This window comes from Agromyces tardus (assembly GCF_003710805.1).
Lineage (GTDB): Bacteria > Actinomycetota > Actinomycetes > Actinomycetales > Microbacteriaceae > Agromyces > Agromyces tardus.
This window is the reverse complement of sequence record NZ_RHHB01000005.1, coordinates 39,406-63,268: the sequence shown is the minus strand read 5'-3', so window position 1 is coordinate 63,268 and position 23,863 is coordinate 39,406. Positions and strand designations below refer to the sequence as shown.

Sequence of the window (23,863 nt, the reverse complement as noted above, 5' to 3'; positions counted from 1 at the left end):
AGGACGTTGCTGGTGACGAGGAACAAGTTGCGCCTGGCCATCGTGGGCGCCGGGCCGGCCGGAATCTACGCCGCCGACATCCTGCTCAAGGCGGAGCGGAACTTCGACGTGTCGATCGACCTGTTCGATCACCTCCCCGCCCCCTACGGACTCGTGCGCTACGGCGTCGCGCCCGACCACCCCCGCATCAAGGGCATCATCACCGCCCTGCGAGAGGTGCTCGACCGCGGCGACATCCGCATCTTCGGGAACGTGCGCTTCGGCGAGGACATCAGCCTCGACGACCTGAAGAAGCACTACAACGCGGTGATCTTCGCCACGGGTGCGGTGCGCGATGCGTCGCTGAACATCCCGGGCGCCGACCTCGACGGGTCGTACGGCGCCGCGGAGTTCGTGAGCTGGTTCGACGGGCACCCCGACTTCCCGCGCACGTGGCCGCTCACGGCCAAGGAGGTCGCGGTCATCGGCAACGGCAACGTGGCGCTCGACGTGTCCCGCATCCTCGCCAAGCACGTGGAAGACCTCATGAGCACCGAGATCCCGGCGAACGTCGCCGAGGGGCTCGCCGCCTCGCCCGTCACCGACGTGCACGTATTCGGCCGTCGCGGCCCGACCTCCGTGAAGTTCACGCCCCTCGAGCTGCGCGAGCTCGGCGAGCTGCGCGACGTCGACATGATCGTCTACGACGAGGACTTCGACTACGACGACGCCGCGCGCGCCGCCGTGTCGGGCAACAAGCAGGTCTTCGTCATCGACAAGGTGCTGCAGCAGTGGCGCAAGCGCGAGGTCGGCCAGGCGTCGCGGCGCCTGCACCTGCACTTCTTCGCGAAGCCGCTCGAGATCGTCGACGACGGAACCGGCAAGGTGGGGGCGATCCGCTGGGAGCGCACCGCGCCCGACGGCGAGGGCGGCGTCGTCGGCACCGGCGAGATCCGCGAGCTGCCCGTGCAGGCGGTCTACCGCGCGGTGGGCTACTTCGGCTCGCCGCTGCCGGGCATCCCGTTCGACAAGAAGTTCGGCGTCATCCCGAACCACGAGGGCCAGGTGCTCATCCGCGACAAGGAGTCGGGCGACACGCGCCAGATGTACGGCGTGTACGCCACGGGCTGGATCAAGCGCGGCCCGGTGGGCCTCATCGGCCACACCAAGTCCGACGCCATGGAGACGATCAAGCACGTCATCAACGACCTCGGCAACTGGTGGCGGCCCGAGTCGCCGTCGGAGGAGTCCGTGATCGAGTTGCTCGAGTCGCGCGGCATCCTCTGGACCGACCTCGACGGCTGGCACCGTCTCGACGAGCACGAGCAGGCGCTCGGCCACGCCGAGGGCCGCGCCCGCATCAAGGTCGTGCCCCGCGACGAGATGGTCGACGTCTCCCGCGGCGAGGTCTAGGCTCCGCCACCGCCGGTCGAGTAGGCGCGCAGCGCCGTATCGAGACCCGCCGCCCTCTCGAAGCCTCACCCGCCGGTCGAGTAGCGAGCGCCAGCGAGCGTATCGAGACCTACGACTCCCGCCCCACCGCCGGCTCGCCCACGAACTCGTGCGCCTCGCGCGCGAGCTCGGACCACAGCTCGCGGTCGGCGACGCGCACCCAGTTGCGGCTGGGGCCGCCGGAGTCGCCCGAGAACGGCACGACGATGCCGCGCCGGCGCAGGTCGGCCGATCGCGCCTCGGGCAGCTCCACCACGAGGTCGACGCCGTCGAGGAACGCGAACAGCCGGCCGTGCACGAGCAGGCCGTCGGGCGTCTGGTCGACGTCGACGTCGGCGTCGAGCAGCAGCTCCCGCGTCACCGCAGCGTAGGTGGCTTCCACTTCGTCCATGGTCCGGCTCCGTCCCGTTCGCGTTGGTGAGAGCATACGCGGGCGCCTTGCCGTGGGGCGCGGCTCACGGCACGCTGGCTTGAGCGGTCGCCGGATGCCGCGCGCCGGATGCCACGTGGCATCCGCTCGGAGGGAGGCTCGTGGAACCCCAAGCGTTCGTGGTCTGGGTCGTCGTCTTCGTCGTCGTCACGGTGGCCGTCACCGGACTCTCCCGCCGGGTCGGCTGGTCGGCTCCCGTGGCGCTCGTGACCGTGGGCGGTGTCGCCTCCTTCATGCCGGGCGTGCCGCAGGTCGAAGTGCAGCCCGAGCTCGTGCTGTGGGGCGTGCTGCCGCCGCTGCTGTTCGCGGCGTCGCTGCGCACCTCGATCGTCGACGTGCGCGCCCGGCGCGACAGCATCCTCGTGCTCTCGGTGGGGCTCGTGGTCGTCACTGTCGTCGTGGGCGGCTTCGCCTCGTTCTGGCTCATCCCCGGCATCACGCTCGCCGCCGGGTTCGCCTTCGCGGCGGTGGTCGCGCCGACGGATGCCGTGGCCGTGACCGCGGTGACGGGCGGCGTCCCGCTGCCCCGCCGGGTCGTGACCGTGCTCGAGGGCGAGAGCCTGCTCAACGACGCGACGGCGCTCGTCGCCCTCAACGCCGCGATCCTCGCGATCGTCGCCGTGGTGGATCCGTGGCAGGTGGCGGGCGAGTTCGTGCTCGCGGTGGCCGTGGGCGTCGCGGCGGGGCTCGCGACGGGGTTCGTCATGGGCGGCATCCGTCGGGTCGTGCGCAGCCCCGTGCTCGACACGAGCCTCGCCCTGGTGACGCCGTACCTCGCGTTCATCGTCTCGGAGGCGCTGCTCGGATCGGGCGTGCTCGCGGTCGTGATCGCGGGCCTCTACCTCGGCTACCGGTCGCCGGTGGTGCAGTCGGCCGATGCCCGCATCGCCGAGCGCGTGAACTGGCGCACCGTGTCGTTCCTGCTCGAGAACGCCGTGTTCCTCTTCATCGGGCTCAACCTGGCGGGCATCGTCATGGGCGCCGTCTCGACCGCGCCGGGCCTGTGGCCGACCATCGGCATCTGCGTGGCGATCGTCGCGGTGCTCGTGGCCACGCGGCTCGCGTTCGTGATGCTCGCCACGCTGATCTACCGGCGGGGGCCGCAGCGCCTGCGCGAGCGCTCCTGGAGCTGGCGCAACGGCATCGTGGTGTCGGCGGCGGGCGCCCGCGGGGTGGTGACGCTCGCGGCGGTCTTCCTCCTGCCGCCCGAGACGCCCGCGCGCGAGTTCCTGCAGTTCCTCGCGTTCGTCGTCGTGGTGGCGACCCTCATCGGGGCGGCGGGCCTGCCGCGCCTGGTTCGCTTGCTGAAGCTGCCGCCGCCGAGCCTCGACCAGGAGCGCGCCGAGTGGCGCATGCTCATGTCCGAGGCGCAGAGCGCCGGCCTCGAGCGGCTCGAACGGGAGCGCACCGACGTCGACGAGGAGCGCGTCATCGCCCGGCTGCGCGCGAACGCGACGCTCATCACGGACTCCATCGAGCACCCCGTCGGGGACGAGTCCGAGCCCACGCTCGCGGCCTACACGCGGCTGCGCCGGCGCATGATCGAGTCGGAGCGCGACGCGGTGCTCGCCGCCCGCTCCGAGGGCCGCTACTCCGACATGGCGGTGCGCGCGGTGCTGCGGGCGATCGACGCCGAGGAGATCACGCTGCGCGCGGGCGACCCGAAGAAGGACGGGGCGTGAGCGCGCGAGTTCGGGCCGACCCGTGCTCGCCCGGGGCCTGACCGCGCGAACGGAGTCGGTCGCGCGAACCGATACGCTGCACATCATGCCGCTCGCCCCCGTCCTGGTCATCATCGTCGCGATCCTGGTGGGGGCGGCGCTCGGCTGGTGGCCGCTCGCGCAGTGGACGCGCCGGTCGCTGCGCACCGACGAGGGCCTGCGGATGCAGCAGCGCACCGTGCGGCTCTGGTCGGCGTCGTGCACCGCCGTCGCCTTCGGCGCGCTCGCCTGGCGGTTCGGGTCGGACTGGGTGCTGCCTGCTCTGCTCGTATTCGCCGCGGCATCCGTGGTGCTCTCGATCGTCGACCTCGCTGAGAAGCGGCTGCCGAACGCCGTGATCGTGCCCGCGCTCATCGCGGTGGGCGTGCTGCTCGTGGTCGCGGCAGCCGCGACGGGCGAGTGGATGTCGCTGCTCTGGGCGTTCGGCGGCGGCGTGACGATGTTCGCGGTCTACTTCCTGCTGGCGCTCATCTCGCCGTCGGCGATGGGCATGGGCGACGTGAAGCTCGCGGCGCTCGTGGGGCTCGTGCTCGGCTGGTTCGGACTCGCGACCTGGCTCATCGGGCTGCTGGGCGCGTTCGTGGTCGGCGGCATCATCGCGATCATCGCGCTCGCGCTGCGCCGTGTCACCCTTCGGGGGTCGATCCCGTTCGGGCCCTCGATGCTGGTGGGGGCGCTGGCTGCGGTGCTGTGGCTGGGGCCGGTGGCATTCTGAGCCCCGAATCGGCGACTCTAACGGAGGGCTCCCTCCGAAATGTTACCGATGCATATCGATCGAGTCTCGAGCCACCCCCAATCCGAGGGATCCCCCGAAATGGGGCATATGCCAATGCATCTGTCCCCCGATAGCTTCAGGTGACCGTCTCTTGCCGGGCGGTCTCAATTACCTATTGCCGGGGTCGGCATCGCCGCCCGGGCGCCCGAACACGTAAGGACAACCCGACATGCTCAAGCTCATCACCGGCGCGCAGGCCCGCCTCAACTCCCTCCGCGTCGACGAGGACGGCAACGCCGCCGAGTACGGCCTCATCATCGCGCTCATCGCCGTCGTCATCATCGGTGGCCTCACCGCTCTCGGCGTCGCCCTCGCAGCCAACTTCAACCAGATCGCCGGCGCGCTCTGATCTGAGCGGCCCAATACGCGGGCACGGTCCTCGGTGTGTGCACCGAGGACCGTCGCGTCGTTGGTGAGGACATCATGATGCGACGACGATCTGGACGACGATCGGAACGCGGTGCTGCAGCGGTAGAGTTCGCCTTGATCATCCCGGTGATGCTGTTGCTCGTCTTCGGCGTCATCGAGTTCAGCAGGCTCTACAACGAGCAGATCTCATTGACGAGTGCCGCGCGATCGGCGGCGCGCGTCATGGCGATCGGGAACAACCAGGGGCAAGCGGTCACGGCGGCGATCAATGCCGCGCCCGGACTCAACCCCCTCATCAGCGGTGGCCAGGTCTCCTTCTCGCCCGCCGCCTGCACGGCCGGCGGAACGATGTCCGTCCGGATCGACTACACCTCGTCACTCATCACCGGGTGGTTCGGGGCGACATTGCCATTGCGCGGAGAGGCGGCCATGCCATGCGGAGGTTGATGCGACGCTTTCGTCGCGAGCGGGGCGCAAGCGCCGTGCTGTTCGGCCTGCTCCTCATCCCGCTTGTCGGTGCCGGTGGCTTCGCCGTGGATGTCGGCGCGCTCTACGCCGAAAAGGCACAGCTGCAGAATGGCGCCGACTCGGTCGCGCTGGAGGTCGCTATCGCGTGTGCAAACGGCGCCGCGACCTGTTCGGCTTCCGATCCTCAAGGACTCGCTGGCAGTAACGCACTCGATGGAGTCGCCGACATCGACTCCATTACTTTTCCCGACGACAACTTGGTCACGGTCACCACCAATACTGAGGATCTCGGAGTCCGGCACCCACTTGCATCGATCTTGCCCGGCGTAGCGGATTCCACAGTGGTGCATGCGACTGGTTCGGCCGAGTGGGGTGTACCAGTCCGGGGAAACGCCCTTGCTCTCGCGATCGGATATTGCGAGTTTGCCGACCATCCGCCGCAAGAAGGGGTCGCCAACCCGACCAAGATCCTCGTCGAGTACAACACCGGCACGCGACGCACATGCCCTGGCGCGTTTGCCCCAGGCGGATTCGGATGGCTTCCCTCACTCGATTGTTCGATCTATATCGATGTGAACGACCCCTGGGTGGATAGCAAGACGGGCAACAGCAATACCGGCACCGGGTGCACGGATAGCTACATGGCGACGCTTGTGGGCCAGACGGTTTTCATTCCGATCTACGACGATTTCGTGGGTTCGGGGACCAACGTCAAGTTCCACATTGCGAAGTTTGCCGCGTTCAAGATCACGGGATTCAAGATCAGCGGCTCAAACGCCTATACGGATTCGGCCGCACCTCGGTGCAACGGCGCGTGCCGTGGCATCCAGGGTTACTTCATGAAGTTCGTCTCTGTGAGTGACGCCTTTGAACTCGGACCGGGTAGTGATCTCGGTGCAAAGATCGTCCGACTGACGCTCCGTACCTCCTGAGCACGGCGTCGCCGTCCGCACTCCCTACAGAAAGGCGCTCGTGTGATTCGCGTCATCGGTGCAATCGTCGCGGTCCTCCTCGCTGTCGCGGGCGGGGTCGTGCTCTTCTTCTACGTGCAGGGCGCCGATAAGCGCGCTGCCGACGGGGCCGAATTCCAGAAGGTCTACGTCGTGAAGACGGATGTACCCGAGGGCACCCCTGGTGAGGCCATCGCCGACTTCCTCGAAGTGGATGAACTCCCCGCGATCGCCATCCAGCCCGACATCGTCACCGACCTGAGCACCCTCGAGGGACTCGTCACCAACGCGGATCTCGTTCCCGGTGAGCAGCTCATCACCGCGCGCTTCTCCGACCCGCAGGACCTGCTCGCGAACGGCGAGGTCGAGCTGCCCCCCGGCACGCAGGAGGTGACCGTTCCACTCTCGGTGGCGCGCGTCGTCGGAGGCGTCGTGAAGCCCGGTGACACCGTCGGGATCGTGTACAGCACGAACACTGACACGCGAGCGAAGGACACGGCGGTCGCGGTGACCCAGTTCATCTACCACCGCCTGCTCGTCACCCGGGTGGCCCCGGGAAGCACGTTCCTGCCGACCGATTCGACCGAGAACGGCGACGTGCAGCCGGTGGACACCATCATGGTGACCTTGGCCGTGACGACACCCCAGGTCGAGAAGATCGTCTACGGCGCGGAACAGCAGGAGGACGGTTACGGCGGTATCTGGCTCACGCTCGAGCCCGAATCCGCAGACCAATCCGGCTCGACGTCCCGCGACGGGGGGAACATCTACCAGTGACCCGCTTCCTGCTCGTCAGTCGCAGTGCGGAGTACGAAACGCGTCTCCGTAGGCTTCTGCGAGCCCGGCTGCAGATCGTGCCGGGGGAATATGTCACGTTCGGGGCGAAGGCGGTCGTCGACCGTGTCGATGATCGACCGCGCATCGCCCTCCTCGGTCCGCTGCTCAGCTTCGAGGAGACCCGAGCGCTGAGCGATGAACTCTCCGAGCGGTTCCCCGGTATCGGCCTCATCGTCGTGCGCGAGCAGCGTTCCGACCTCGAGGATTGGGTCGACGGCATCGAGATCCATGCGGTGCTGAGTCCCGAGGCGAGCGATGCGACCTCCGAGGCGCTCATCGACCGACTAGACGGCTGGCTTACCGCCTCCGGCCGCCTGCCCGACCAGGGACTTGGCGACGATGAGGAGGAGGCCCTCGACACGGGGGATCCGGAGCTCCTTGCGCTGCTGAACCCCCAGTTCGAACGGGAGTCGGCCCCCGAGGCGGCCGAGGCCGACGAAGAGGTCCCCGAGCCCGAGGTCGAGCCCGAGCCCGAGCCCCTGGAACCCGAATGGATCCTCCCGCCCATCGAGGAGGGCATCCGCACCGAGGTCATCGTGGTTGCCGCCCCGAAGGGCGGTCAGGGCAAGACGACGACCGCAATCAATCTTGCAGCCGGGCTGGCAGAGGTGGAACCGAACTCCGTCGTGCTCGTCGACGCCGATGTGCAGTTCGGCGACATCGTGAACGCCCTCGAGTTGAAGGCCCCGTACTCACTGGCCGACGTGGTCCACGCGGGCAATGATGAGGTCGCGCTGAAGGCCCTCTTCGCCCATCACGAAGATGACTTCTTCGTCATCGCGGCGCCGCCGTCCCCCGAGCTCGCGGATTCGATCAGCGGTGACGCGCTCGGCGAGCTGCTGAAGCGGCTCGCCACTATGTTCCGTTACGTGATCGTCGACACCACTCCGGGCCTCGGGGATCACACGCTGGCGGCCCTCGAGCAGGCGACCGACGGGGTCTTCGTCACGAACATGACCGTTCCGAGCCTGCGCGCCCTCCGCAAGGAGTTCGAGCTCCTTGTCACGCTCGGCCTCGTTCCGACGAACCGCCATATCGTGCTGAACTTCGTCGAGAAGAACACGGGCATCCTTAGGAAGGATGCCGAGACGATCCTGGGCGCGAAGATCGACGTGGAGATCCCCCGGTCGACGGCGGTCGTCGTGGCGTCGAACGAGGGCACACCGATGATCCATCACGACGTGCGCGATCCGGCGGCGAAGGCGCTCCGTATGGTCGTCCAGCGCATCGATCCCACTGCGGTTCCCACCCGGAAGCGCATCCACAGGAAAGCGAGGGCCTCATGAGCTTGAGCGATCGCCTCGAGCGCGCCAAGGGCGTGCATCGAGCACCCGGTCTCACCGAAACGGGATACGACCCCGGTCCCGAACTGCCCATCGTCGACGGCCAGGTTCCGACCCAGGGCCCGGAGGTGACGGAGACACTCGAGCCGGCCGCCGAGACCCCCGTCGCGGCGGAGCAGCACACGAGCACCTGGGCCGCATTGGCAGGCACCCCTGAGCAGGCACCTGTCTCCGATGCACTTGTGGAGCTGAAGGAGCGGGCAGCGCAAGAGCTCTTCCGCCGGATCGGTTCACGGCTGAACGACGCGACGCTCACCGAGGAGCAGTTGCATGCGCTCGCGCGCGAAGAACTGAGCTTCATCGTCGAGTCGGAGCAGGTCGCGCTCACGAGCGCTGAGCGCAACCGCCTCATCACCGAGATCGGTGCAGACGTCCTCGGATTCGGTCCCCTCGAACCGCTGCTCGACGACGAAGCGGTCACCGAGATCATGGTGAACCGATTCGACCAGATCTATGTCGAGCGCCTGGGCAAGCTGTACGAGTCGCGCAGCAAGTTCACGAGTGAGGCCCAGCTCCGCCGCGTGATCGAGCGCATCGTGTCTAGGGTCGGACGTCGCATCGACGAGTCCTCGCCCCTCGTCGATGCGCGTCTCGCTGACGGATCCCGCGTGAACGCGATCATTCCTCCGCTCGCGGTGGACGGATCATCGCTCACCATCCGAAAGTTCTCACGCACACCCCTGACGGTCGACGACCTCATCGGCTTCGACACGCTCACGCGCGAGATGTCGACCCTCCTCGACGCCGCGGTGCGAGCGAAGCTCAACATCCTGGTCTCGGGTGGAACCGGCACCGGTAAGACGACGCTGCTCAATGTACTGTCGGCGTTCATCCCGAATGACGAACGCATTATCACCATCGAAGATGCTGTCGAGCTTCAGCTCCAGCAGTCCCATGTGGTGCGTCTCGAGTCGAGGCCGGCGAACATCGAGGGTCGTGGAGAGATCGCGATCCGCGACCTCGTTCGCAATTCGCTGCGTATGCGGCCCGACCGCATCGTGATCGGCGAGGTCCGCGGAGGCGAGAGCCTCGACATGCTCCAAGCGATGAACACGGGTCATGAGGGCTCGATTTCGACGATTCACGCGAACTCGCCGCGTGACGCGCTCGCCCGCCTCGAGACCCTCGTGCTCATGGCGGGTATGGACTTGCCGCTTCGCGCGATCCGGGAGCAGATCGCCTCGGCGATCGACATCATCGTGCAGATCTCGCGTCTTCGCGACGGCACTCGCCGTGTCGTGAGTATCACGGAGGTGCAGGGCATGGAGGGCGAGATCATCACCATGCAGGACGCCTTCGCGTTCGACTACGGCGCCGGCGTGGACGCTGACGGTCGGTTCAGAGGGCACGCAGTGCCGACCGGCGTGCGGCCGCGTTTCGTGGACCAGTTCATCGATCTCGGTATCGATATTCCGTCGAGCATCTTCCAGTACCGGCCGCGGGAGGACTACCTCTTGGGGGAGATCCGGTGACTCTCCCGTTCGCGCTCGGGATCGTGCTCGCGCTCCTCGCGCTGCTCGCATTGGTGTTCCTGGTCATCTCGCCGCCCGTCAAGCGAGTGTCGGTCGAGCGACGGATCGCGCCGGGCACGGAGTATGTCTCCGCGCTCACGAAGGCCACGGACAAGACCGTGGCGACGATCGAGTCGGCCATGTCGCGACGGGACCAGCGCACCTTCGGCGAGGAACGCCTCGAGCTCGCAGGGGTTCGAATGACTCCCTCCGCGTTCGTCTTGGTCGTGTTCGCGTCCGGCGCGGTGCTTGCAGTGATCGGCGTCGCGATCGGCTTCGGTTCCTGGTGGTCGCTCTTCTGGGCGGTGATCCTCGCCGCTCTTGCGCCGCTCTTCGCGAACATCTTCCTCAACGTGAGGACCAGCAATCGGCGGGCGAGATTCTCAGACCAACTCGATGACACCCTCCAGTTGGTGTCGGGAAACCTGCGCGCCGGCCACGGGCTGACGCAGGCCATCGATTCCGTCGCGCGATTCGCCGACCCTCCGACGTCAGAAGAGTTCACGCGGATCGTGAACGAGTCGCGGATCGGGCGTGACCTGGGCGTAGCTCTTGCGAGTACCGCCGAGCGCATGAGATCCGACGACTTCAACTGGGCTGCGCAGGCGATCGCCATCAATCGGGAGACCGGCGGCAACCTGGCCGAGACGCTCGAGCGCACCGCTGCAACGATTCGAGAGCGCAACCAGATCCGCCGTCAGGTGAAAGCGCTGAGCGCCGAGGGGCGTCTATCGGCGATCATCCTCATCTCCCTTCCGATCGCGGTGTTCATCCTGGTGTCGTTCCTGCAGCCGGGGTACCTCGCGCCGTTCTTCGAGTCGTTCCTCGGCTGGCTGGCGCTGGCTGCCGCGGTCATCCTCATGATCGTCGGCACGGTGTGGATGTTCTTCGCCGTTCGAGTGAAGTTCTAGGGCGGAGAAATGACCATCATCGCCTACGCCGCGATCCTCGGGCTCGTCTTCGGGGTCGGACTGCTCGTGTACCTCGTGTTCGCGGCGATTCCGTCGAAATCGGACGTAGTCGCAGTCGTCGCGCCGCCGAGCGAGGCCGAGCGAGAGCGCGTCGAGCGCGCGACGTTCTCCCAGTCACTCGCGGCCGTGATGCCCAGCGGTTACACCGGCTGGGTGCAGCGCAAGATCATCTTCGCTGGAAAGGCGGGCGACTGGACGGTGGGCGGATTCCTCATCGTGCGGCTGGTCGTTACGATCGTCGTGGTCGTCATCGTGGTCGGCGCCCTGGTGTTCGGCGCGGGCATCTTCCCCAAGGTCCTCGGTGTGGCCTTCGCCGTTCTGCTCTTCGTCGTGCCCGAAGTCATCCTGAGCAGTCGGGCGGATGATCGTCAGAAGGCGATCCTGCTCGCCCTCCCCGACACCCTCGACCAGATGACCATCGCGGTCGAGGCCGGCCTCGGTTTCGAGGCGGCGATGGCCAAGGCGGCTCAAGGTAGCCGCGGGCCGCTGTCCGAGGAACTAGTCCGAACACTCCAGGACATGTCCATCGGCCGCTCGCGCAGTGACGCCTACTCCGCGCTGCTCGCCCGCACCGATTGCGACGACCTCAAGCGGTTCATTCGTGCCGTCCAGCAAGCAGACCGGTACGGTATCGCGGTCGCAGATGTACTGCGGGTTCAGGCCGGCGAGATGCGTGTACGTCGGCGGCAGCGGGCGGAGGAATCCGCGATGAAGGTGCCGATCAAGGTGGTCTTCCCGCTCGTGTTCGCCATCCTCCCCGTGCTCTTCATCGTGCTGCTCTTCCCCGCCGTGCTCGGCATCGTCGGCGCCTTCTCCTGAGTTCGAAAAGCCTCGCCCGCCCCGCGGCGTCCGTTGCCTGGGCTGGATCCCAGCGGACCGGGCGAGGTGGCATGAGCGGCGACGACGGCGACGGCTGGCGCCCCGACGTGCTCGGTGAGGGGTTCGAGCAGCTCGAGCTTCCGCTGGGGGTCGACGACGAGGGTGAGGTGGTCGCGACGCTCGTGCGGCACCGGCCGAACGCGGCGTCGCGATTCCGGTGGCCGTGGCAGAGCGAGCGCGGCGCGGCATCCGGAACCGACGTGCTCTACGTGCACGGGTGGAGCGACTACTTCTTCAACCCCGAGCTCGCCGCATTCTGGAGCGGCGCCGGCGCCCGCGCTACGAGAAAGTTGCCATCGTCTACCTCGGTGGCGCCGTATTGAGAGCCATCACGCTTTGGCTGAACGAACCGGTGAACGCGCGCTGGCGGCACGGGCACCCTCGCCGTTGATCTCGCGGCAGACTAAGCATGTGCCCACCCGCGCCGAACGATTCCTCGACCATCTCGACAAACTGAGCGGCGGGATCGAGCCGCGCTTCTTTCCGCTCGAGTCGACGAAGCCCGGGCTCAAGGGACTGACCGTCATCGTGTGGGACGACCTCCCGGAGGCGGGAATGATCACCGGCGTCACCTACGGGCTGAGCCTGGCCGAACACCCCGAGTGGCGCCTGGGCAGACCGGAACTGTGCATCAGCGTCCGATCCAACGATCTGAACTGGCCGCTGGCGATGGGGCACCTCGCCGAAACACAGCGGCGGCACAACCCGTTTCACCACGGAGACACGATCAACTTCGGCGAACGAATCGCAACGGAGTCAGTGATGACCGCGTTCCTGATCTCCGCGCCCCCGGTCCTGGATCGAGCCGACTACACGGGCATCGACGTTGGGGAGGAACTTCCTGTCAACATCACAGGGCTCTACCCGATCCATGACGGAGAGCGCCGCTTCATCAATAAGCACGGACTCGAGACTTTCTGGAATCGCGACTGGGATCCCCACGACGTCCACCGGGAGGCGGTGGCTTAGGAGTGGTCATCTGAGCGCCTGTCAGGCAATTCGTCGTTAGGCGCGGCCAGCGGCAGCGCCGCCCGAACCCATATCAAGCGTTGCTCGATGCCGAGGCGAAAGAGGAGAGACGCCGTGGAGGCGGCGCTCACCGCGTGGGCCGGGAGCGTGTCATCAGGGTGTCCAGCGTGCTGGGCGATACCTCGCCCCATGCCCTGTACGTGGCTAGCAAAGCTGGCTAGAATCGTATCGGGAGGTCTGCATGGAAACGGTCAACGTGCTCGACGCGCGCAACAACCTGTCCCGGCTGATCGCGATCGCCGAGCACGGAGGTGAGGTGGTCATCGCGCGGCGGGGCCGGGCGGTCGCGAAGATCGTGCCGATCGGTGCTCAGCCCGGGCGCACCGCGTCGTCGTTCGCGGAGTGGGCGCTCGCCAACGAGGTGCCCGCTGTCGGTGCGAGGCCGATCGGCGCGGTCGACCTGCAGATCGCGCAGGAGCGGGCGGGGTGGGACGAGCCCCTCGAGTGATCTACCTCGACAGCTGCATCGTGATCTACGCGGTCGAAGACCGCAGCGATCGCGGCGATCGCGTGCGGGCGCGGCTCGCCGAGGCTGGTGACGAGGTCGTCGCGATCAGCCCGCTCGTCGTTCAGGAGTGCCTGGTGGGTCCACTCCGTGCCGACGACCTGGCGCTGCACGACCACTACATGCGGTCGTTCGAGCACTTCGAGCTGATCGAACTCGAACTGCGGCACTTCATCCGGGCCGCCGAATTGCGAGCTCGCACGGGCGTCCGCACGCCCGATGCACTCCACCTCGCGGCTGCTCAGCTCGCGGGATGCGACGCGCTCTGGACCAACGACCGACGTCTCGCCGCAGCATCCCATGGCCTCGCCATCGACATCATCGACACCGCATCATGACTGACGGCGACGGCTGGCGCCCCGACGTGCTCGGTGAGGGGTTCGAGCAGCTCGAGCTTCCGCTGGGGGTCGACGACGAGGGTGAGGTGGTCGCGACGCTCGTGCGGCACCGGCCGAACGCGGCATCGCGATTCCGGTGGCCGTGGCAGAGCGAGCGCGGCGCGGCATCCGGAACCGACGTGCTCTACGTGCACGGGTGGAGCGACTACTTCTTCAACCCCGAGCTCGCCGCCTACTGGAGCGGCGCCGGCGCCCGCTTCTTCGCGCTCGACCTGCGCAAGTACGGGCGCAGCCTGCGCCCCGGGCAGACCCCCGGCTACGTCACCGACCTCGCCGCCTACGACGCCGACATCGAGGCGGCGCTCACCGCGATGGGGCAGGGCCGGGCGGATGCTGCGGGCCCCGGCCGCACACGACCGCTCATCCTGCTCGGCCACTCCACGGGCGGCCTCACGCTGAGCCTCTGGGCGGCGCGCAACCCCGGGCGGGCGGCGGCGCTCGTGCTCAACAGCCCGTGGCTGGAGTTCCAGCTGAGCGGCATCGGACGCGAGGCCATCGCGCCCGTCATCGGCTTCCGCGCGCGGATCAACCCGATGGGGCCGCTGCCCAATGTCGACCTCGGCTTCTACTCGCGCTCGGTCTCGAAGGACCAGGACGGCGAGTGGGAGTTCGATCACGGCTGGCGACCCGACCGGGGGTTCCCGATCCACCCCGCATGGCTCACCGCGATCCTCGCCGGGCACGCCACCGTCGCCAAGGGCATCGACGTGGGCGCGCCGGTGCTGTCCCTCCTGTCGGCGCGGTCCACGATGCTGCCTCGGTGGGATGCCGCGATGCTCACGAGCGACATCGTGCTCGTCGTCGACGACATCGCCGCACGGTCGCTGCGCCTCGCGCCGGAAGTCGCGGTCGCGCGCATCGATGGCGCCCTGCACGACGTGTTCCTGTCGCGGGAGCCGGCGCGGGCGGCGGCGTACGCCGCCATCACGCACTGGCTCGAGGGGTACGCACCGCGCTGAACGCGCCCGGCCGCCCGCCCGCCCGCGCTCGGAGCGGCGCGACTGACGGGTTACGCCCGTCACCCGGTGACCCCTTCTCCCGGTTACTCGGCCTTGCGCGCGCCCGCCTCGAGCACGTCGCCGGTCGGCAGCTCCTGGTGGCCGCCGAACTGCAGTCGCATCGCCGACAGCAGCTGGTTCGCGTAGCGGTCCTCGTCTCGGGACGCGAAGCGCTCGAAGAGGGATGCCGCGAGCACCGGCACTGGCACGCCGATGTCGACGGCGGCCTTCACCGTCCAGCGGCCCTCGCCCGAGTCCGAGACCCGTCCGGCGAGGCCATCGAGCGTGGGATTCTGCTGCAGCCCCGCGGCGGTCAGATCGAGCAGCCACGAGGAGATCACCGACCCGCGCCGCCAGAGCTCGGCGACCTTGGGCGTGTCGATCGTGAACCGGTAGAACTCGGGCTCGCCGAGCGGCGCGATCTCGGCCGAATGCTCGGCCTCGCGCATCCCGGCATCCGCGTTCTCGAGGATGTTCATGCCCTCGGCCAGGGCCGCCATGATGCCGTACTCGATGCCGTTGTGCACCATCTTCACGAAGTGGCCGGCGCCCGAGGGGCCGCAGTGCAGGTACCCGAGCTCCTCGGCCGCGAGATCGCCCTCGCGGCCGGGCGTGCGCGTGAGGTCGCCTGCGCCGGGCGCGATCGTGCGGAAGATCGGTTCCAGCGCCGCGAACGCCTCGTCGGGTCCGCCGATCATGAGGCAGTATCCGCGCTCGAGGCCGAACACGCCGCCGCTCGTTCCCACATCGAGGAAGTGGATGCCACGGTCCTGCAGCGCGGCCGCGCGCCGCACGTCGTCGCGGTAGTTCGAGTTGCCGCCGTCGATGATCATGTCGCCGGGTTCGAGCACCGCCGCGACCTGGTCGACGACGCCGCCGGTGAGTCCCGCGGGGACCATGAGCCACACCGCGCGCGGCCCGCGCAGCTTCGCCGCGAGGTCGTCGATGCTGTCGGCGCCGGTCGCCCCCTCGGCCGCGAGGGCGGCGACGGCATCCGGATTCACGTCGAACACCACGCACTCGTGCCCGTCGCGCATCAGCCGTCGGACGATGTTCGCCCCCATCCGGCCGAGCCCCACCATTCCCAGTTGCATCGCGTTCCCCTTTCGGCGGCGACCCGGTGTCTCCCGGTCGGCGCGGTCCACGCGCAGTCTAGGAAGACTGGGGCGTCGCCGCACGGGGTTCCGCCAGCGGTGGTGGGTGTGCGTTCGTCGGATGCCGCAGGCTTGGCATCGCAGGATGCCGCGGGCTCGGCGCGCTGAGCGGCATCCGCTCAGCTCGGGCCCCCGTGTCGGATGCCGCGGGCTCGGCGTGCCGCGTGGCACCCGCTCAGACCTGGGCCGCCGTGTCGGATGCCGCGGGCTTCGCGCCGCTACGCCGTCGGCGCGAACGGCCCGCGCAGCGCCGCCCACTGCAGCAGCATGATCGTCTTGGCGTCGACGATGTCGCGGCCGATGCGGTCGAGGGCGTCGTCGAAGGCGAGCTCGAGCACCTCGATGTCCTCGCCCTCGTCGGCGAGCCCGCCGCCGGCGCTCGAGCGGGTGCCGCCGCCGTAGGGCGCCGCGAAGAAGTGCAGCTTCTCGGTGACCGAGCCCGGGCTCATGTACACGTCGAACACGTGCTGCACCTCGCCCACGGTGTGCCCGGTCTCCTCCTCGGCCTCGCGACGGATCGCGGTCTCGGGGTCGTCCTCGTCGAGCAGTCCCGCCGCGGTCTCGATGAACATGCCGTCGGGATGCTCGTTCACGTACACGGGGAAGCGGAACTGCCGCGTGAGCAGCACCGTGCGCCGCTCGGCGTCGTACAGCAGGATCGTGGCGCCGTCGCCGCGGTCGTAGGTTTCGCGCTCCTCGGTGGTCCACCGGCCGTCGGCGTGCTGGAAGTCGAACGTGGTCGCCCGCGTCACGTACCAGTTCGAGGTGAGCACGCGCACGTCGCGCACCCGCACGCGCGGGTTGCGGTCGAGGTCGCGCCCTACGCGATCGAGTCCGGTGCGTCCGCGGCGGTCGGGCACGTCGACGCCCGGCTGAGGCACGCGCTGCGGTGCCTGCGCGGAGTCGTCGACCGCGCCACGTGCGGCGGCGTTGTCGGCGTCAGCCGGAGGCATCCGCTCGCCGTCGGTGCCGGCGACGCCCGTCGCGTCGCGGTGGTCGGCGTCAGCCGGAGGCATCCGCTCGCCGTCGCCATTGTTGCTGCCGCTGTCGGCCACGCCGATCAGCGGAAGTTGACGAACTGGAGGGCCACGTCGAGGTCCTTGCCCTTGAGCAGCGCCATGGTCGCCTGCAGGTCGTCGCGGCTCTTGGAGGAGACGCGCAGCTCGTCGCCCTGGATCTGCGACTTGACCGACTTGGGCGCCTCGTCGCGGATGATCTTCGAGATCTTCTTCGCGTTGTCGCTGTCGATGCCGTTCTTGAGGCCCACCTCGATGCGGAACTCCTTGCCCGACGCGAACGGCTCACCCTCGTCGAGCGAGCGCAGCGTGATGCCGCGCTTGATGAACTTGGACTCGAGCACCTCGAGCACCGCCTTCACGCGCTCCTCGGTGTTCGCCTTGAGGAGCACCTTCTCGCCCGACCACTCGACCGACGCGCCCACGTTCTTGAAGTCGTAGCGCTGCTCGACCTCCTTGCGCGCCTGGTTGACGGCGTTGTCGGCCTCCATCTTGTCGACCTTGCTCACGATGTCGAAGGTTGCATCTGCCATGCGGGCCAGTCTACTGAGCGGGCTTCCGTCCTCGCCTGCCTGCGCCGCCTCCGCCCCCCGCCCGCGGGCCCCCGCTCGGTCTGCGCGCGGGAGTGAGGTTTCTGCGCTGGAGTGGTTGAGCCAACGGCCCTCCCACGCAGAAACGTCACTCCGGCGTGCGCGGCGCGGTGCTGCCCGCCCCGCCGAGGCGAGCGCGACTCGTCCTCGACAGCGCGATGCTCGGGCGTGAAGCCATGCGCCGCAGCCGGCGAGCGGATGCCTCCCGGTCGCCGCGCCACAGTCGACTATGCGTTCCGAGCTTCCGACCACCACCCAAGGGTTCGTGCTCGCGCGAGACATGCGCGAAGCCGGGCGCGAGGCCGAGCTCTACGCGGCGGTGCAGAGCGGGCGGTTGCAGCGTGTGCGGCGAGGGGTGTACTCGGCGCCGCGACCCGACGACGGCGCGATGACACCGCCCGAGAATGACGCGCTTCGTTACCGCGCCCTCGTGCGGGCCGCGGCGCAATCGCTCGACCGTCCTGTGTTCACGAGCTACTCCGCGGCAGCGCTGCTCGAGCTGCCGGTGCTCGGCCGGTGGCCCGATTCGGTCTACGTGATGTCGCGCGATTCCAACGGGAACAGGCGACCCGGCGTCATCTCCGTCGCGCGCACCACCGACACGCACATTCGGCACGTCGGTGGCTTCGCCGTGACATCCGTGGAATTCACCCTCATCCAGCTCTGTCGACATGCCTCGCTCGGTGCGGCACTGACTGCGGTGGATGCCGCGTTGCATGCCGGGCGTACGTTCCGCGCCCCGCCCCCGCTCACCACCATCGACCGACTCGTCGAGGAGCACGAACGGTTGAAGCCGTATCCCGGCAGTCGCCGCACGGACGAGGTGCTGCGACGTGCCACGCACCTCGCCGAGACTCCGCTGGAGACCGCGAGCCGGCTCGTCATCGAGGAGCTCGGCTTCCCGCCGCCAGAGCTTCAGCGCGAACTCTGGCTGCCAGAGCTCGGCCGTCGGGCGTACCTCGACTTCGGCTGGCCCGAGTACGACATCGGCGCGGAAGCCGACGGGCGAGGCAAGTACCGCGGCAGCGGGGACGTCGAGGTGGCGATCGACACGGTGATGAAGGAGAAGGAGCGGGAGGATGAGATCCGCCGGCTCATCCGCGCCTTCACCCGGTGGGACTGGAACGAGATGTGGGCGCGCAGGCCGATCGACCGGCGGCTCCGCCGGGCGGGCCTCCCGGTCGTGCGGCGACCGAGGCGTCTGCTCGTGGCATCCGATCGTTTCGCTCTGCGCGCCAACGCGGGGGAGTGAGGTTTCTGCGGAGGAGGCCACGAGCCACTGGACCTCTGGCGCAGAAACCTCACTCCCATGCGAAAAGGGCGGGCCAGCGGGTCAGCGCAGCCAGACCGTGGCGGCGGCGGGGAGCTCGCCCGCGGCGGTGAGGCCGCCCGGCACGCTCGAGACGAGCAGCTCGAGGTTCGTGAGCTCGAGGGGCAGCGTCGCGGTCGCGTCGCCGAAGTTCGTCACCACGATCCAGCCGCCGGGGCGCTGGAATGCGAGCACGTCGGGCGTCTCGGTCGGGAGGGTGACCCACGACAGCTTCTCGGTGCCCTGCAGCTCGTGGCGCAGCGCGAGCGCTCGGCGGTACAGGTTGAGCGTCGAGTCGGGGTCGGCGTCCTGCACGTCGACCGCGTACGACGAGAACCACGCCGGCTGCGGCAGGTGCGCGGCATCCGTGGGCCCGAAGCCGAACGACGGGGCGCCCGCGACCCAGGGGAGCGGCACGCGGCATCCGTCGCGCCCGACCTCGACGCCGTGGTTGCGGAAGAACGTCGGATCCTGCCGTGACGCGTCGGGGATCTCGGCGACCTCGGGCAGGCCGAGCTCCTCGCCCTGGTACAGGTACGCGCTGCCCGGAAGGGCGAGCAGGAAGAGCGTGGCCGCCCGCGCGCGCCGCAGCCCGAGTTCGAGGTCGACCGCTGCGGGGTCGCCGCCCGCGAGCAGCCACTGCTTGCCCACGTCGCCCTCGCCGCTGTGGTCGGCGGGCAGGCCGTAGCGCGTCGCGTGGCGCACGACGTCGTGGTTGGAGAAGACCCACGTGTTCGACGAGCCCGTCTCGCCCGCGAACACCATGTTGCGGTCGACGATCTCGTGGAACTCGCCCGCGTCGAAGTTCGCGCGCAGCAGGTCGAAGTTGAACGCCTGGCCGAGGCTCGTGGGCGCGGCGTACCGGTGGCGGCGGGTGGGCTCCACCCACGCCTCGGCGACGGCGATGCGGGGCGGGTCGTACTCGTCGAACACCGCACGCCATTCGGCGTAGATGTCGTCGAGCTCCTCGCGGTCCCACAGCGGGTGCGAGCCGTCGGTGGCGAGCTTCGTGGCCTCGAGCTCGGCGTGCGAGCGCAGCGGGTAGGTGAGGTCCTTCGCGAGCGCGTGGGCCACGTCGACGCGGAATCCGTCGACGCCGCGATCCGACCAGAAGCGCAGGGTCTTCAGGAAGTCGTCGCGTACCTCGCGATTCGCCCAGTTGAGGTCGGGCTGCTCGGGAGCGAACAGGTGCAGGTAGAACTGACCGTCGCCGACGGGCTCCCAGGCGGGCCCGCCGAAGATCGACTGCCAGTCGCTCGGCGGCTGCGCGCCATCGGGCCCCTCGCCGTCGCGGAAGATGTAGCGGTCGCGCGCGGCCGATCCGCGGGGCGACGCGAGCGCCTCGCGGAACCACTCGTGCCGGTTCGACGAGTGGTTCGGCACGATGTCGGCGATCAGACGGATGCCGGCGGCGTGCAACGCCGCGATCATCTCGTCGAACTCGGCGAGCGTGCCGATCTTGGGGTCGACGTCGCGGTAGTCGTCGACGTCGTAGCCGCCGTCGGCGAGCGCCGACGGGTAGAACGGCGAGAGCCAGACCGCGTCGACGCCGAGCTCCACGAGGTAGGGGATCCGCGAGGTGATGCCCCGCAGGTCGCCGATGCCGTCGCCGTTCGCGTCGGCGAAGCTGCGCGGGTAGATCTGGTAGACGGCGGCCTGCCGCCACCAGTCGGGGTCGTTCGCGAGCACGGTGCCGGCGTCGAGGGTGGTCGGGCGGGGGGAGGTCATGCGGTGGTGCGTCCTTCCGGTGGTCGGTTGGCCTGGTGTCAGTCTGGTCGGCTCGTGGCCGGGAGTCGATGGGCTTGCGGATGCCGCGGGGCTCGGGGGTCTCGATACGCGCTTCGCGCTACTCGACCGGCGGAGGGGGGTCTCGATACGCGCTTCGCGCTACTCGACCGGCGGGCGGGGGTCTCGATGCGCGCTTCGCGCTCCTCGACCGACGGGGGCCCCGCGGCATCCGTGCACACTACTCGGGTTACTTGATCGAACCTCGCGTGACGCCCGAGATGACCCAGCGCTGCGAGAACACGTAGATCAGCAGGAGCGGCGCCATCGCCATGAGGTACGACGCGAACGCCACGGTGTAGTCGGTGTTGAACTGGCCCTGGAACACGTACTGCGCGAGCTGCAGGGTGCGGTCGCCCGGGTCGCTCAGGATCACGAGCGGCAGGATGAAGTCGTTCCACGCCCACACGCAGGTGAGGATGCCGACCGTGGCGTTCATCGGCCCGAGCAGCGGGAAGATGACCGACCAGAACACCCGCCACGTGCTCGCCCCGTCGACGCGGGCCGCCTCCTCGAGCTCGATCGGGATCGAGCGGATGTAGGCCGTGTAGATGAACACGTTGAGTGACAGGCCGAACACCGTGTACAGGATGATCATGCCGACCTGGTTGTCGAGGCCCAGCACCGCCGTCTGCTTCACGAGCGGCAGCATGATGATCGGGAAGGGGATGAACAGCGCCGCGAGCAGGTAGAAGTACGCGCTCTTGAAGAAGCGCCGGTGCAGGTTGCGCGCGATGGCGTACGCCACGATCGAGTTCGTCAGGAGCGTGAAGGCCACCGCCCCGACCGTGATGAGCGCCGTGTTGAGCAGCGCCTGCGGGAAGTTCGTGCGGGTCCACGCGTCGGCGAAGTTCTCCCACCGGATCGTGGTCGGCAGCTCGAAGCCGGTGCCGGTCGCGAGCTGGTCGGGCGTCTTCAGCGCGACCATGACCGCGAGCCAGAGCGGGATCAGCACGGTGAGCGAGCAGACCGCGATGAGCGCCGTGGCCCACCAGTTCGTCTTGCGCGTGTCATCCGACGGAGTGCGCCACCGCCGCTTGACGGGTGCCTCCTCTTCGTTCTCGGCGAGCGCGGTGACCTGCGCTGCCGTGTTCGTCACGGTGGTCATCAGAAGTCCGCCTCTCGACGCTGCAGTACTCGGAACTGGAAGAGCGACACCACGGTGATGACGATCACGAAGATCACCGCGTTCGCGGTCTGGTAGGCGAACTCGCCGCCCGTGAAGCCGCCCTTGTAGATGAGCAGCGTGATCGACTCGGTGGCCGTGCCGGGCCCGCCGTTGGTCAGCGCCACGATGTGGTCGAAGACCTGCAGGAAGCCCTTGAGGCTCAGCACCATGTTGATCGTGAAGAAGGCGCTGATGAGCGGGAACGTGATCGAGCGGAACATCCGCCAGGGCTTCGCGCCGTCGATGGATGCCGCCTCGTACAGCTCCTGCGGGATGGTCTGCAGGCCCGAGAGGTAGATGATGATCGCGAACGCACTCGCCTGCCACACGGCGAGGATCACGATCGGCACCCACGCCCAGTCGGGGTTCGAGAGCATGTTGTCGGCGATCACCGGGATGCCCGGAAGGATCTTCGGGAGCGAGTTCGAGAAGAGGAACTGGAACACGTACCCGATCACCAGGATCGCGATCACGTACGGCACGAAGAAGATGCCGCGGAACGTGTTGCGCGCCACGATCTTCGCGTTGAGCCCGAGGGCGATGGCGAGCGAGATCACGTTGGTGAGGATCGTCGCGACGATCGCGAATCCGAACGAGAACCCATAAGCGGCGAGCACGCGGTCGTCGCGGAACAGGTTCTGGTAGTTCGACAGTCCCACGAACTCCCACGTGCCGAAGCCCGCGTAGTTGGTGAAGCTGAAGAACACGCCCGCGAGCACCGGAAGGGTGTGGAAGAAGGCGAACAGCGCGAGCGCCGGCCACACCATCCAGTAGTAGGCGGGCATGGCGCGCTTCTCGCGCACGCCGCCGCCCGCCCCCGATCGCCGCGAGCCGCGCTGCGGCCCGGCGGTCGTGACCGCCCTGGTCTCCGTCATCGTCGACATGTCAGTCTCCGCTCGTGATCGTTCGGGCGGCGACCTTCGCCCACTCGTTGTCGAGTGTCTTCAACGCGGCATCCGCGTCGCCGTCGAACAGGAATTGCTGGATGATCGCCGCGAGCGGGATGCTCGGCGGGATCTGGTGGTCGATGAAGCCCGTGATCTTCTTCTCGTCGAAGTACGGCTTGACCGACTGCAGCGCCGGGTCGTCGCTGATCTTCGCGTCGACGACCGAGGGGATCATGGTCTGGGATGCCGCGAACTCCTCGATCACGTCGGGCCGGAACAGGTACTCCACGAACCGCTTCGCCTCGGCGAGGTGCGGGGTGTCCTTGCCGATGAGCACCGCGACATCCACGCCCGAGACGAGCAGCCGGTCGTCGGGGTCGTCGGTCGCCGGGTACGGGAAGATCGCCGCGTCGATGTCGGGGTTGATGCCCTTGATCGGGTTGATCGCCCAGATGCCCTGCATGAGCATCGCCACCTCGCCGTTGGCGAAGGCCGCGTTGCCGTCGTCGTAGGTCTTGCCGCGGTAGCCGTCCTGCGCGTACGAGAAGAGCTGGTACTGCTGGTCGAGCGCCTCGGGGAAGTCCTTCTCGAACGACACCTCCGAGTCGGGGCCGACGTTCTCGCCCTCCTCGCGCATCCGGTCGAAGAAGTCGCCCTGTGCGGGGTAGGCGCCGAGCGCGTTGAACGACGGCAGGCCGGTCCAGGAGTCGGCGAGCGTGCCGTAGAACGGCGTGATGCCCGCCGCCTGCAGCTTGTCGCAGACGTCGACGAACTCGTCCCACGTCTCGGGCACCTCGAGCCCCTGCTCCTCGAAGATCTTCGTGTTGTAGATCACGCCGTTCGCGTTGTTGACGTAGCCGAGTGCGTTGACCTGGCCGTCGGCGAAGCCGATGTCGGAGAGGATCTGCTGCACCGCGGGGTTGATCGTTTCGAGCAACGGGTCGCCCGTGAAGTCGTGGAAGACCCCGGCGCGCATGAGCTGGCCGAGGCCGCCGTTGCCGTTCAGGGTGATCACATCGGGCACGTCGTCTTTCACCAGGCGGGTGCGGATCGCCGTGTCGGCGTCGGCCACCTGGTTCTGCACGACGTCGATGTCGGGATTCTCCGCCTCGAAGTCGGCGATGATCCGGTCGAAGTCCTCGAGCGCCTCGCCCTTGAACTGGAAGAAGTCCAGGGTGACCTTGCCGTCGCCTCCGCCGGAGGCCGAGCAGCCCGAGAGCAGCAGCCCTCCGATCGCGAGGGCGGCGACGGCGGCAGCGGTGCGCCGTCGAGCGCGTCGCCTCCGATGGAGGTGCCTGCGGGTGGGGTCATCGGTCATGATGCGCCTCCTTGCGCGAAT

At 68.4% G+C, this 23,863-nt stretch carries 25 protein-coding genes; 17 read left to right on the top strand and 8 right to left on the bottom strand.

Going from position 1 to position 23,863, the window contains the following annotated elements; all coding sequences use genetic code 11:
* Nucleotides 1–12 precede the first annotated feature (12 nt).
* Complete coding sequence (locus EDM22_RS05120; RefSeq protein WP_122935992.1) at nucleotides 13–1,392, top strand: FAD-dependent oxidoreductase; 1,380 nt, start codon at nucleotides 13–15, stop codon at nucleotides 1,390–1,392.
* A gap of 109 nt (nucleotides 1,393–1,501) precedes the next feature.
* On the opposite strand, the gene EDM22_RS05115 is transcribed toward EDM22_RS05120, so the two are convergent.
* A complete protein-coding gene (locus tag EDM22_RS05115) occupies nucleotides 1,502–1,822 on the bottom strand; it encodes a hypothetical protein (RefSeq protein WP_122935991.1) in 321 nt (106 codons plus the stop codon).
* A gap of 140 nt (nucleotides 1,823–1,962) precedes the next feature.
* Here EDM22_RS05115 and EDM22_RS05110 point away from each other — a divergent pair, with 140 nt between their 5' ends.
* From EDM22_RS05110 to EDM22_RS05035, 15 genes are all read left to right on the top strand, one after another.
* On the top strand, nucleotides 1,963–3,543 hold the full coding sequence (locus EDM22_RS05110) for a cation:proton antiporter (RefSeq protein ID WP_122935990.1): 1,581 nt from the start codon (nucleotides 1,963–1,965) through the stop codon (nucleotides 3,541–3,543).
* An 85-nt stretch (nucleotides 3,544–3,628) separates the two neighbouring features.
* The gene (locus tag EDM22_RS05105) at nucleotides 3,629–4,297 is read left to right on the top strand and encodes a prepilin peptidase (protein ID WP_138708032.1); all 669 of its coding nucleotides are present in this window, start codon (nucleotides 3,629–3,631) and stop codon (nucleotides 4,295–4,297) included.
* Between the two features lie 229 nt (nucleotides 4,298–4,526).
* Nucleotides 4,527–4,706 carry a Flp family type IVb pilin gene (locus tag EDM22_RS05100; RefSeq protein ID WP_122935988.1) on the top strand — a complete coding sequence of 60 codons (180 nt, stop codon included), beginning with the start codon at nucleotides 4,527–4,529 and terminating at the stop codon, nucleotides 4,704–4,706.
* A gap of 74 nt (nucleotides 4,707–4,780) precedes the next feature.
* The gene (locus EDM22_RS05095; RefSeq protein WP_342768502.1) at nucleotides 4,781–5,173 is read left to right on the top strand and encodes a TadE/TadG family type IV pilus assembly protein; all 393 of its coding nucleotides are present in this window, start codon (nucleotides 4,781–4,783) and stop codon (nucleotides 5,171–5,173) included.
* Nucleotides 5,173–6,126: a TadE/TadG family type IV pilus assembly protein gene (locus EDM22_RS05090; protein ID WP_170964026.1), complete on the top strand. Its 954-nt coding sequence runs from the start codon at nucleotides 5,173–5,175 to the stop codon at nucleotides 6,124–6,126. The genes EDM22_RS05095 and EDM22_RS05090 overlap by 1 nt, the downstream gene beginning before the upstream one ends.
* 42 nt (nucleotides 6,127–6,168) lie before the next feature.
* Nucleotides 6,169–6,921 (top strand): Flp pilus assembly protein CpaB, encoded by a 753-nt coding sequence (gene cpaB / locus EDM22_RS05085; RefSeq protein ID WP_122935986.1) that lies wholly within the window; start codon nucleotides 6,169–6,171, stop codon nucleotides 6,919–6,921.
* 77 nt (nucleotides 6,922–6,998) lie between these two features.
* A complete protein-coding gene (locus tag EDM22_RS05080) occupies nucleotides 6,999–8,267 on the top strand; it encodes a CpaE/TadZ family protein (protein ID WP_122935985.1) in 1,269 nt (422 codons plus the stop codon).
* Entirely contained in the window at nucleotides 8,264–9,796 is a 1,533-nt protein-coding gene (locus EDM22_RS05075; protein ID WP_122935984.1) for a TadA family conjugal transfer-associated ATPase, read from the top strand. Before EDM22_RS05080 ends, EDM22_RS05075 begins: the two co-directional genes overlap by 4 nt.
* A 23-nt stretch (nucleotides 9,797–9,819) precedes the next feature.
* Nucleotides 9,820–10,746: a type II secretion system F family protein gene (locus EDM22_RS05070; RefSeq protein WP_245989212.1), complete on the top strand. Its 927-nt coding sequence runs from the start codon at nucleotides 9,820–9,822 to the stop codon at nucleotides 10,744–10,746.
* Between the two features lie 9 nt (nucleotides 10,747–10,755).
* Nucleotides 10,756–11,625 (top strand): type II secretion system F family protein, encoded by an 870-nt coding sequence (locus EDM22_RS05065; protein WP_122935983.1) that lies wholly within the window; start codon nucleotides 10,756–10,758, stop codon nucleotides 11,623–11,625.
* 71 nt (nucleotides 11,626–11,696) lie between these two features.
* Entirely contained in the window at nucleotides 11,697–12,008 is a 312-nt protein-coding gene (locus EDM22_RS19795) for a hypothetical protein (RefSeq protein WP_212591893.1), read from the top strand.
* A gap of 88 nt (nucleotides 12,009–12,096) precedes the next feature.
* Nucleotides 12,097–12,654, top strand: coding sequence for a suppressor of fused domain protein (locus tag EDM22_RS05055; protein WP_122935982.1), 558 nt, complete (start codon nucleotides 12,097–12,099; stop codon nucleotides 12,652–12,654).
* A 241-nt stretch (nucleotides 12,655–12,895) separates the two neighbouring features.
* Nucleotides 12,896–13,162, top strand: a complete 267-nt coding sequence (locus EDM22_RS05045; protein ID WP_122935980.1) for a type II toxin-antitoxin system Phd/YefM family antitoxin — start codon at nucleotides 12,896–12,898, stop codon at nucleotides 13,160–13,162.
* Nucleotides 13,159–13,557, top strand: a complete 399-nt coding sequence (locus EDM22_RS05040) for a type II toxin-antitoxin system VapC family toxin (RefSeq protein ID WP_170964025.1) — start codon at nucleotides 13,159–13,161, stop codon at nucleotides 13,555–13,557. Before EDM22_RS05045 ends, EDM22_RS05040 begins: the two co-directional genes overlap by 4 nt.
* Nucleotides 13,554–14,576: an alpha/beta hydrolase gene (locus EDM22_RS05035; RefSeq protein WP_122935978.1), complete on the top strand. Its 1,023-nt coding sequence runs from the start codon at nucleotides 13,554–13,556 to the stop codon at nucleotides 14,574–14,576. Before EDM22_RS05040 ends, EDM22_RS05035 begins: the two co-directional genes overlap by 4 nt.
* A gap of 83 nt (nucleotides 14,577–14,659) precedes the next feature.
* On the opposite strand, the gene gnd is transcribed toward EDM22_RS05035, so the two are convergent.
* The 3 genes from gnd to EDM22_RS05020 all read right to left on the bottom strand — a co-directional run bounded on the left by gnd (nucleotide 14,660) and on the right by EDM22_RS05020 (nucleotide 17,318).
* Nucleotides 14,660–15,709: a phosphogluconate dehydrogenase (NAD(+)-dependent, decarboxylating) gene (gene gnd, locus EDM22_RS05030; RefSeq protein WP_122935977.1), complete on the bottom strand. Its 1,050-nt coding sequence runs from the start codon at nucleotides 15,707–15,709 to the stop codon at nucleotides 14,660–14,662.
* 278 nt (nucleotides 15,710–15,987) lie between these two features.
* Complete coding sequence (locus EDM22_RS05025) at nucleotides 15,988–16,824, bottom strand: NUDIX domain-containing protein (RefSeq protein WP_245989210.1); 837 nt, start codon at nucleotides 16,822–16,824, stop codon at nucleotides 15,988–15,990.
* A 5-nt stretch (nucleotides 16,825–16,829) separates the two neighbouring features.
* The gene (locus EDM22_RS05020; protein WP_122935976.1) at nucleotides 16,830–17,318 is read right to left on the bottom strand and encodes a YajQ family cyclic di-GMP-binding protein; all 489 of its coding nucleotides are present in this window, start codon (nucleotides 17,316–17,318) and stop codon (nucleotides 16,830–16,832) included.
* 286 nt (nucleotides 17,319–17,604) lie between these two features.
* On the opposite strand from EDM22_RS05020, the gene EDM22_RS05015 reads away from it, so the two are divergent.
* The gene (locus tag EDM22_RS05015) at nucleotides 17,605–18,627 is read left to right on the top strand and encodes a type IV toxin-antitoxin system AbiEi family antitoxin domain-containing protein (protein WP_122935975.1); all 1,023 of its coding nucleotides are present in this window, start codon (nucleotides 17,605–17,607) and stop codon (nucleotides 18,625–18,627) included.
* A gap of 81 nt (nucleotides 18,628–18,708) precedes the next feature.
* Here the strand turns inward: EDM22_RS05015 and EDM22_RS05010 are convergent, their stop codons facing one another.
* From EDM22_RS05010 to EDM22_RS04995, 4 genes are all read right to left on the bottom strand, one after another.
* Nucleotides 18,709–20,412: a glycoside hydrolase family 13 protein gene (locus EDM22_RS05010; protein WP_122935974.1), complete on the bottom strand. Its 1,704-nt coding sequence runs from the start codon at nucleotides 20,410–20,412 to the stop codon at nucleotides 18,709–18,711.
* 247 nt (nucleotides 20,413–20,659) lie between these two features.
* Nucleotides 20,660–21,577 (bottom strand): carbohydrate ABC transporter permease, encoded by a 918-nt coding sequence (locus tag EDM22_RS05005; RefSeq protein WP_122935973.1) that lies wholly within the window; start codon nucleotides 21,575–21,577, stop codon nucleotides 20,660–20,662.
* A complete protein-coding gene (locus tag EDM22_RS05000) occupies nucleotides 21,577–22,521 on the bottom strand; it encodes a carbohydrate ABC transporter permease (RefSeq protein ID WP_376917762.1) in 945 nt (314 codons plus the stop codon). The genes EDM22_RS05005 and EDM22_RS05000 overlap by 1 nt, the downstream gene beginning before the upstream one ends.
* A gap of 1 nt (nucleotide 22,522) precedes the next feature.
* The gene (locus EDM22_RS04995) at nucleotides 22,523–23,842 is read right to left on the bottom strand and encodes an ABC transporter substrate-binding protein (RefSeq protein ID WP_122935972.1); all 1,320 of its coding nucleotides are present in this window, start codon (nucleotides 23,840–23,842) and stop codon (nucleotides 22,523–22,525) included.
* Nucleotides 23,843–23,863: the final 21 nt, after the last annotated feature.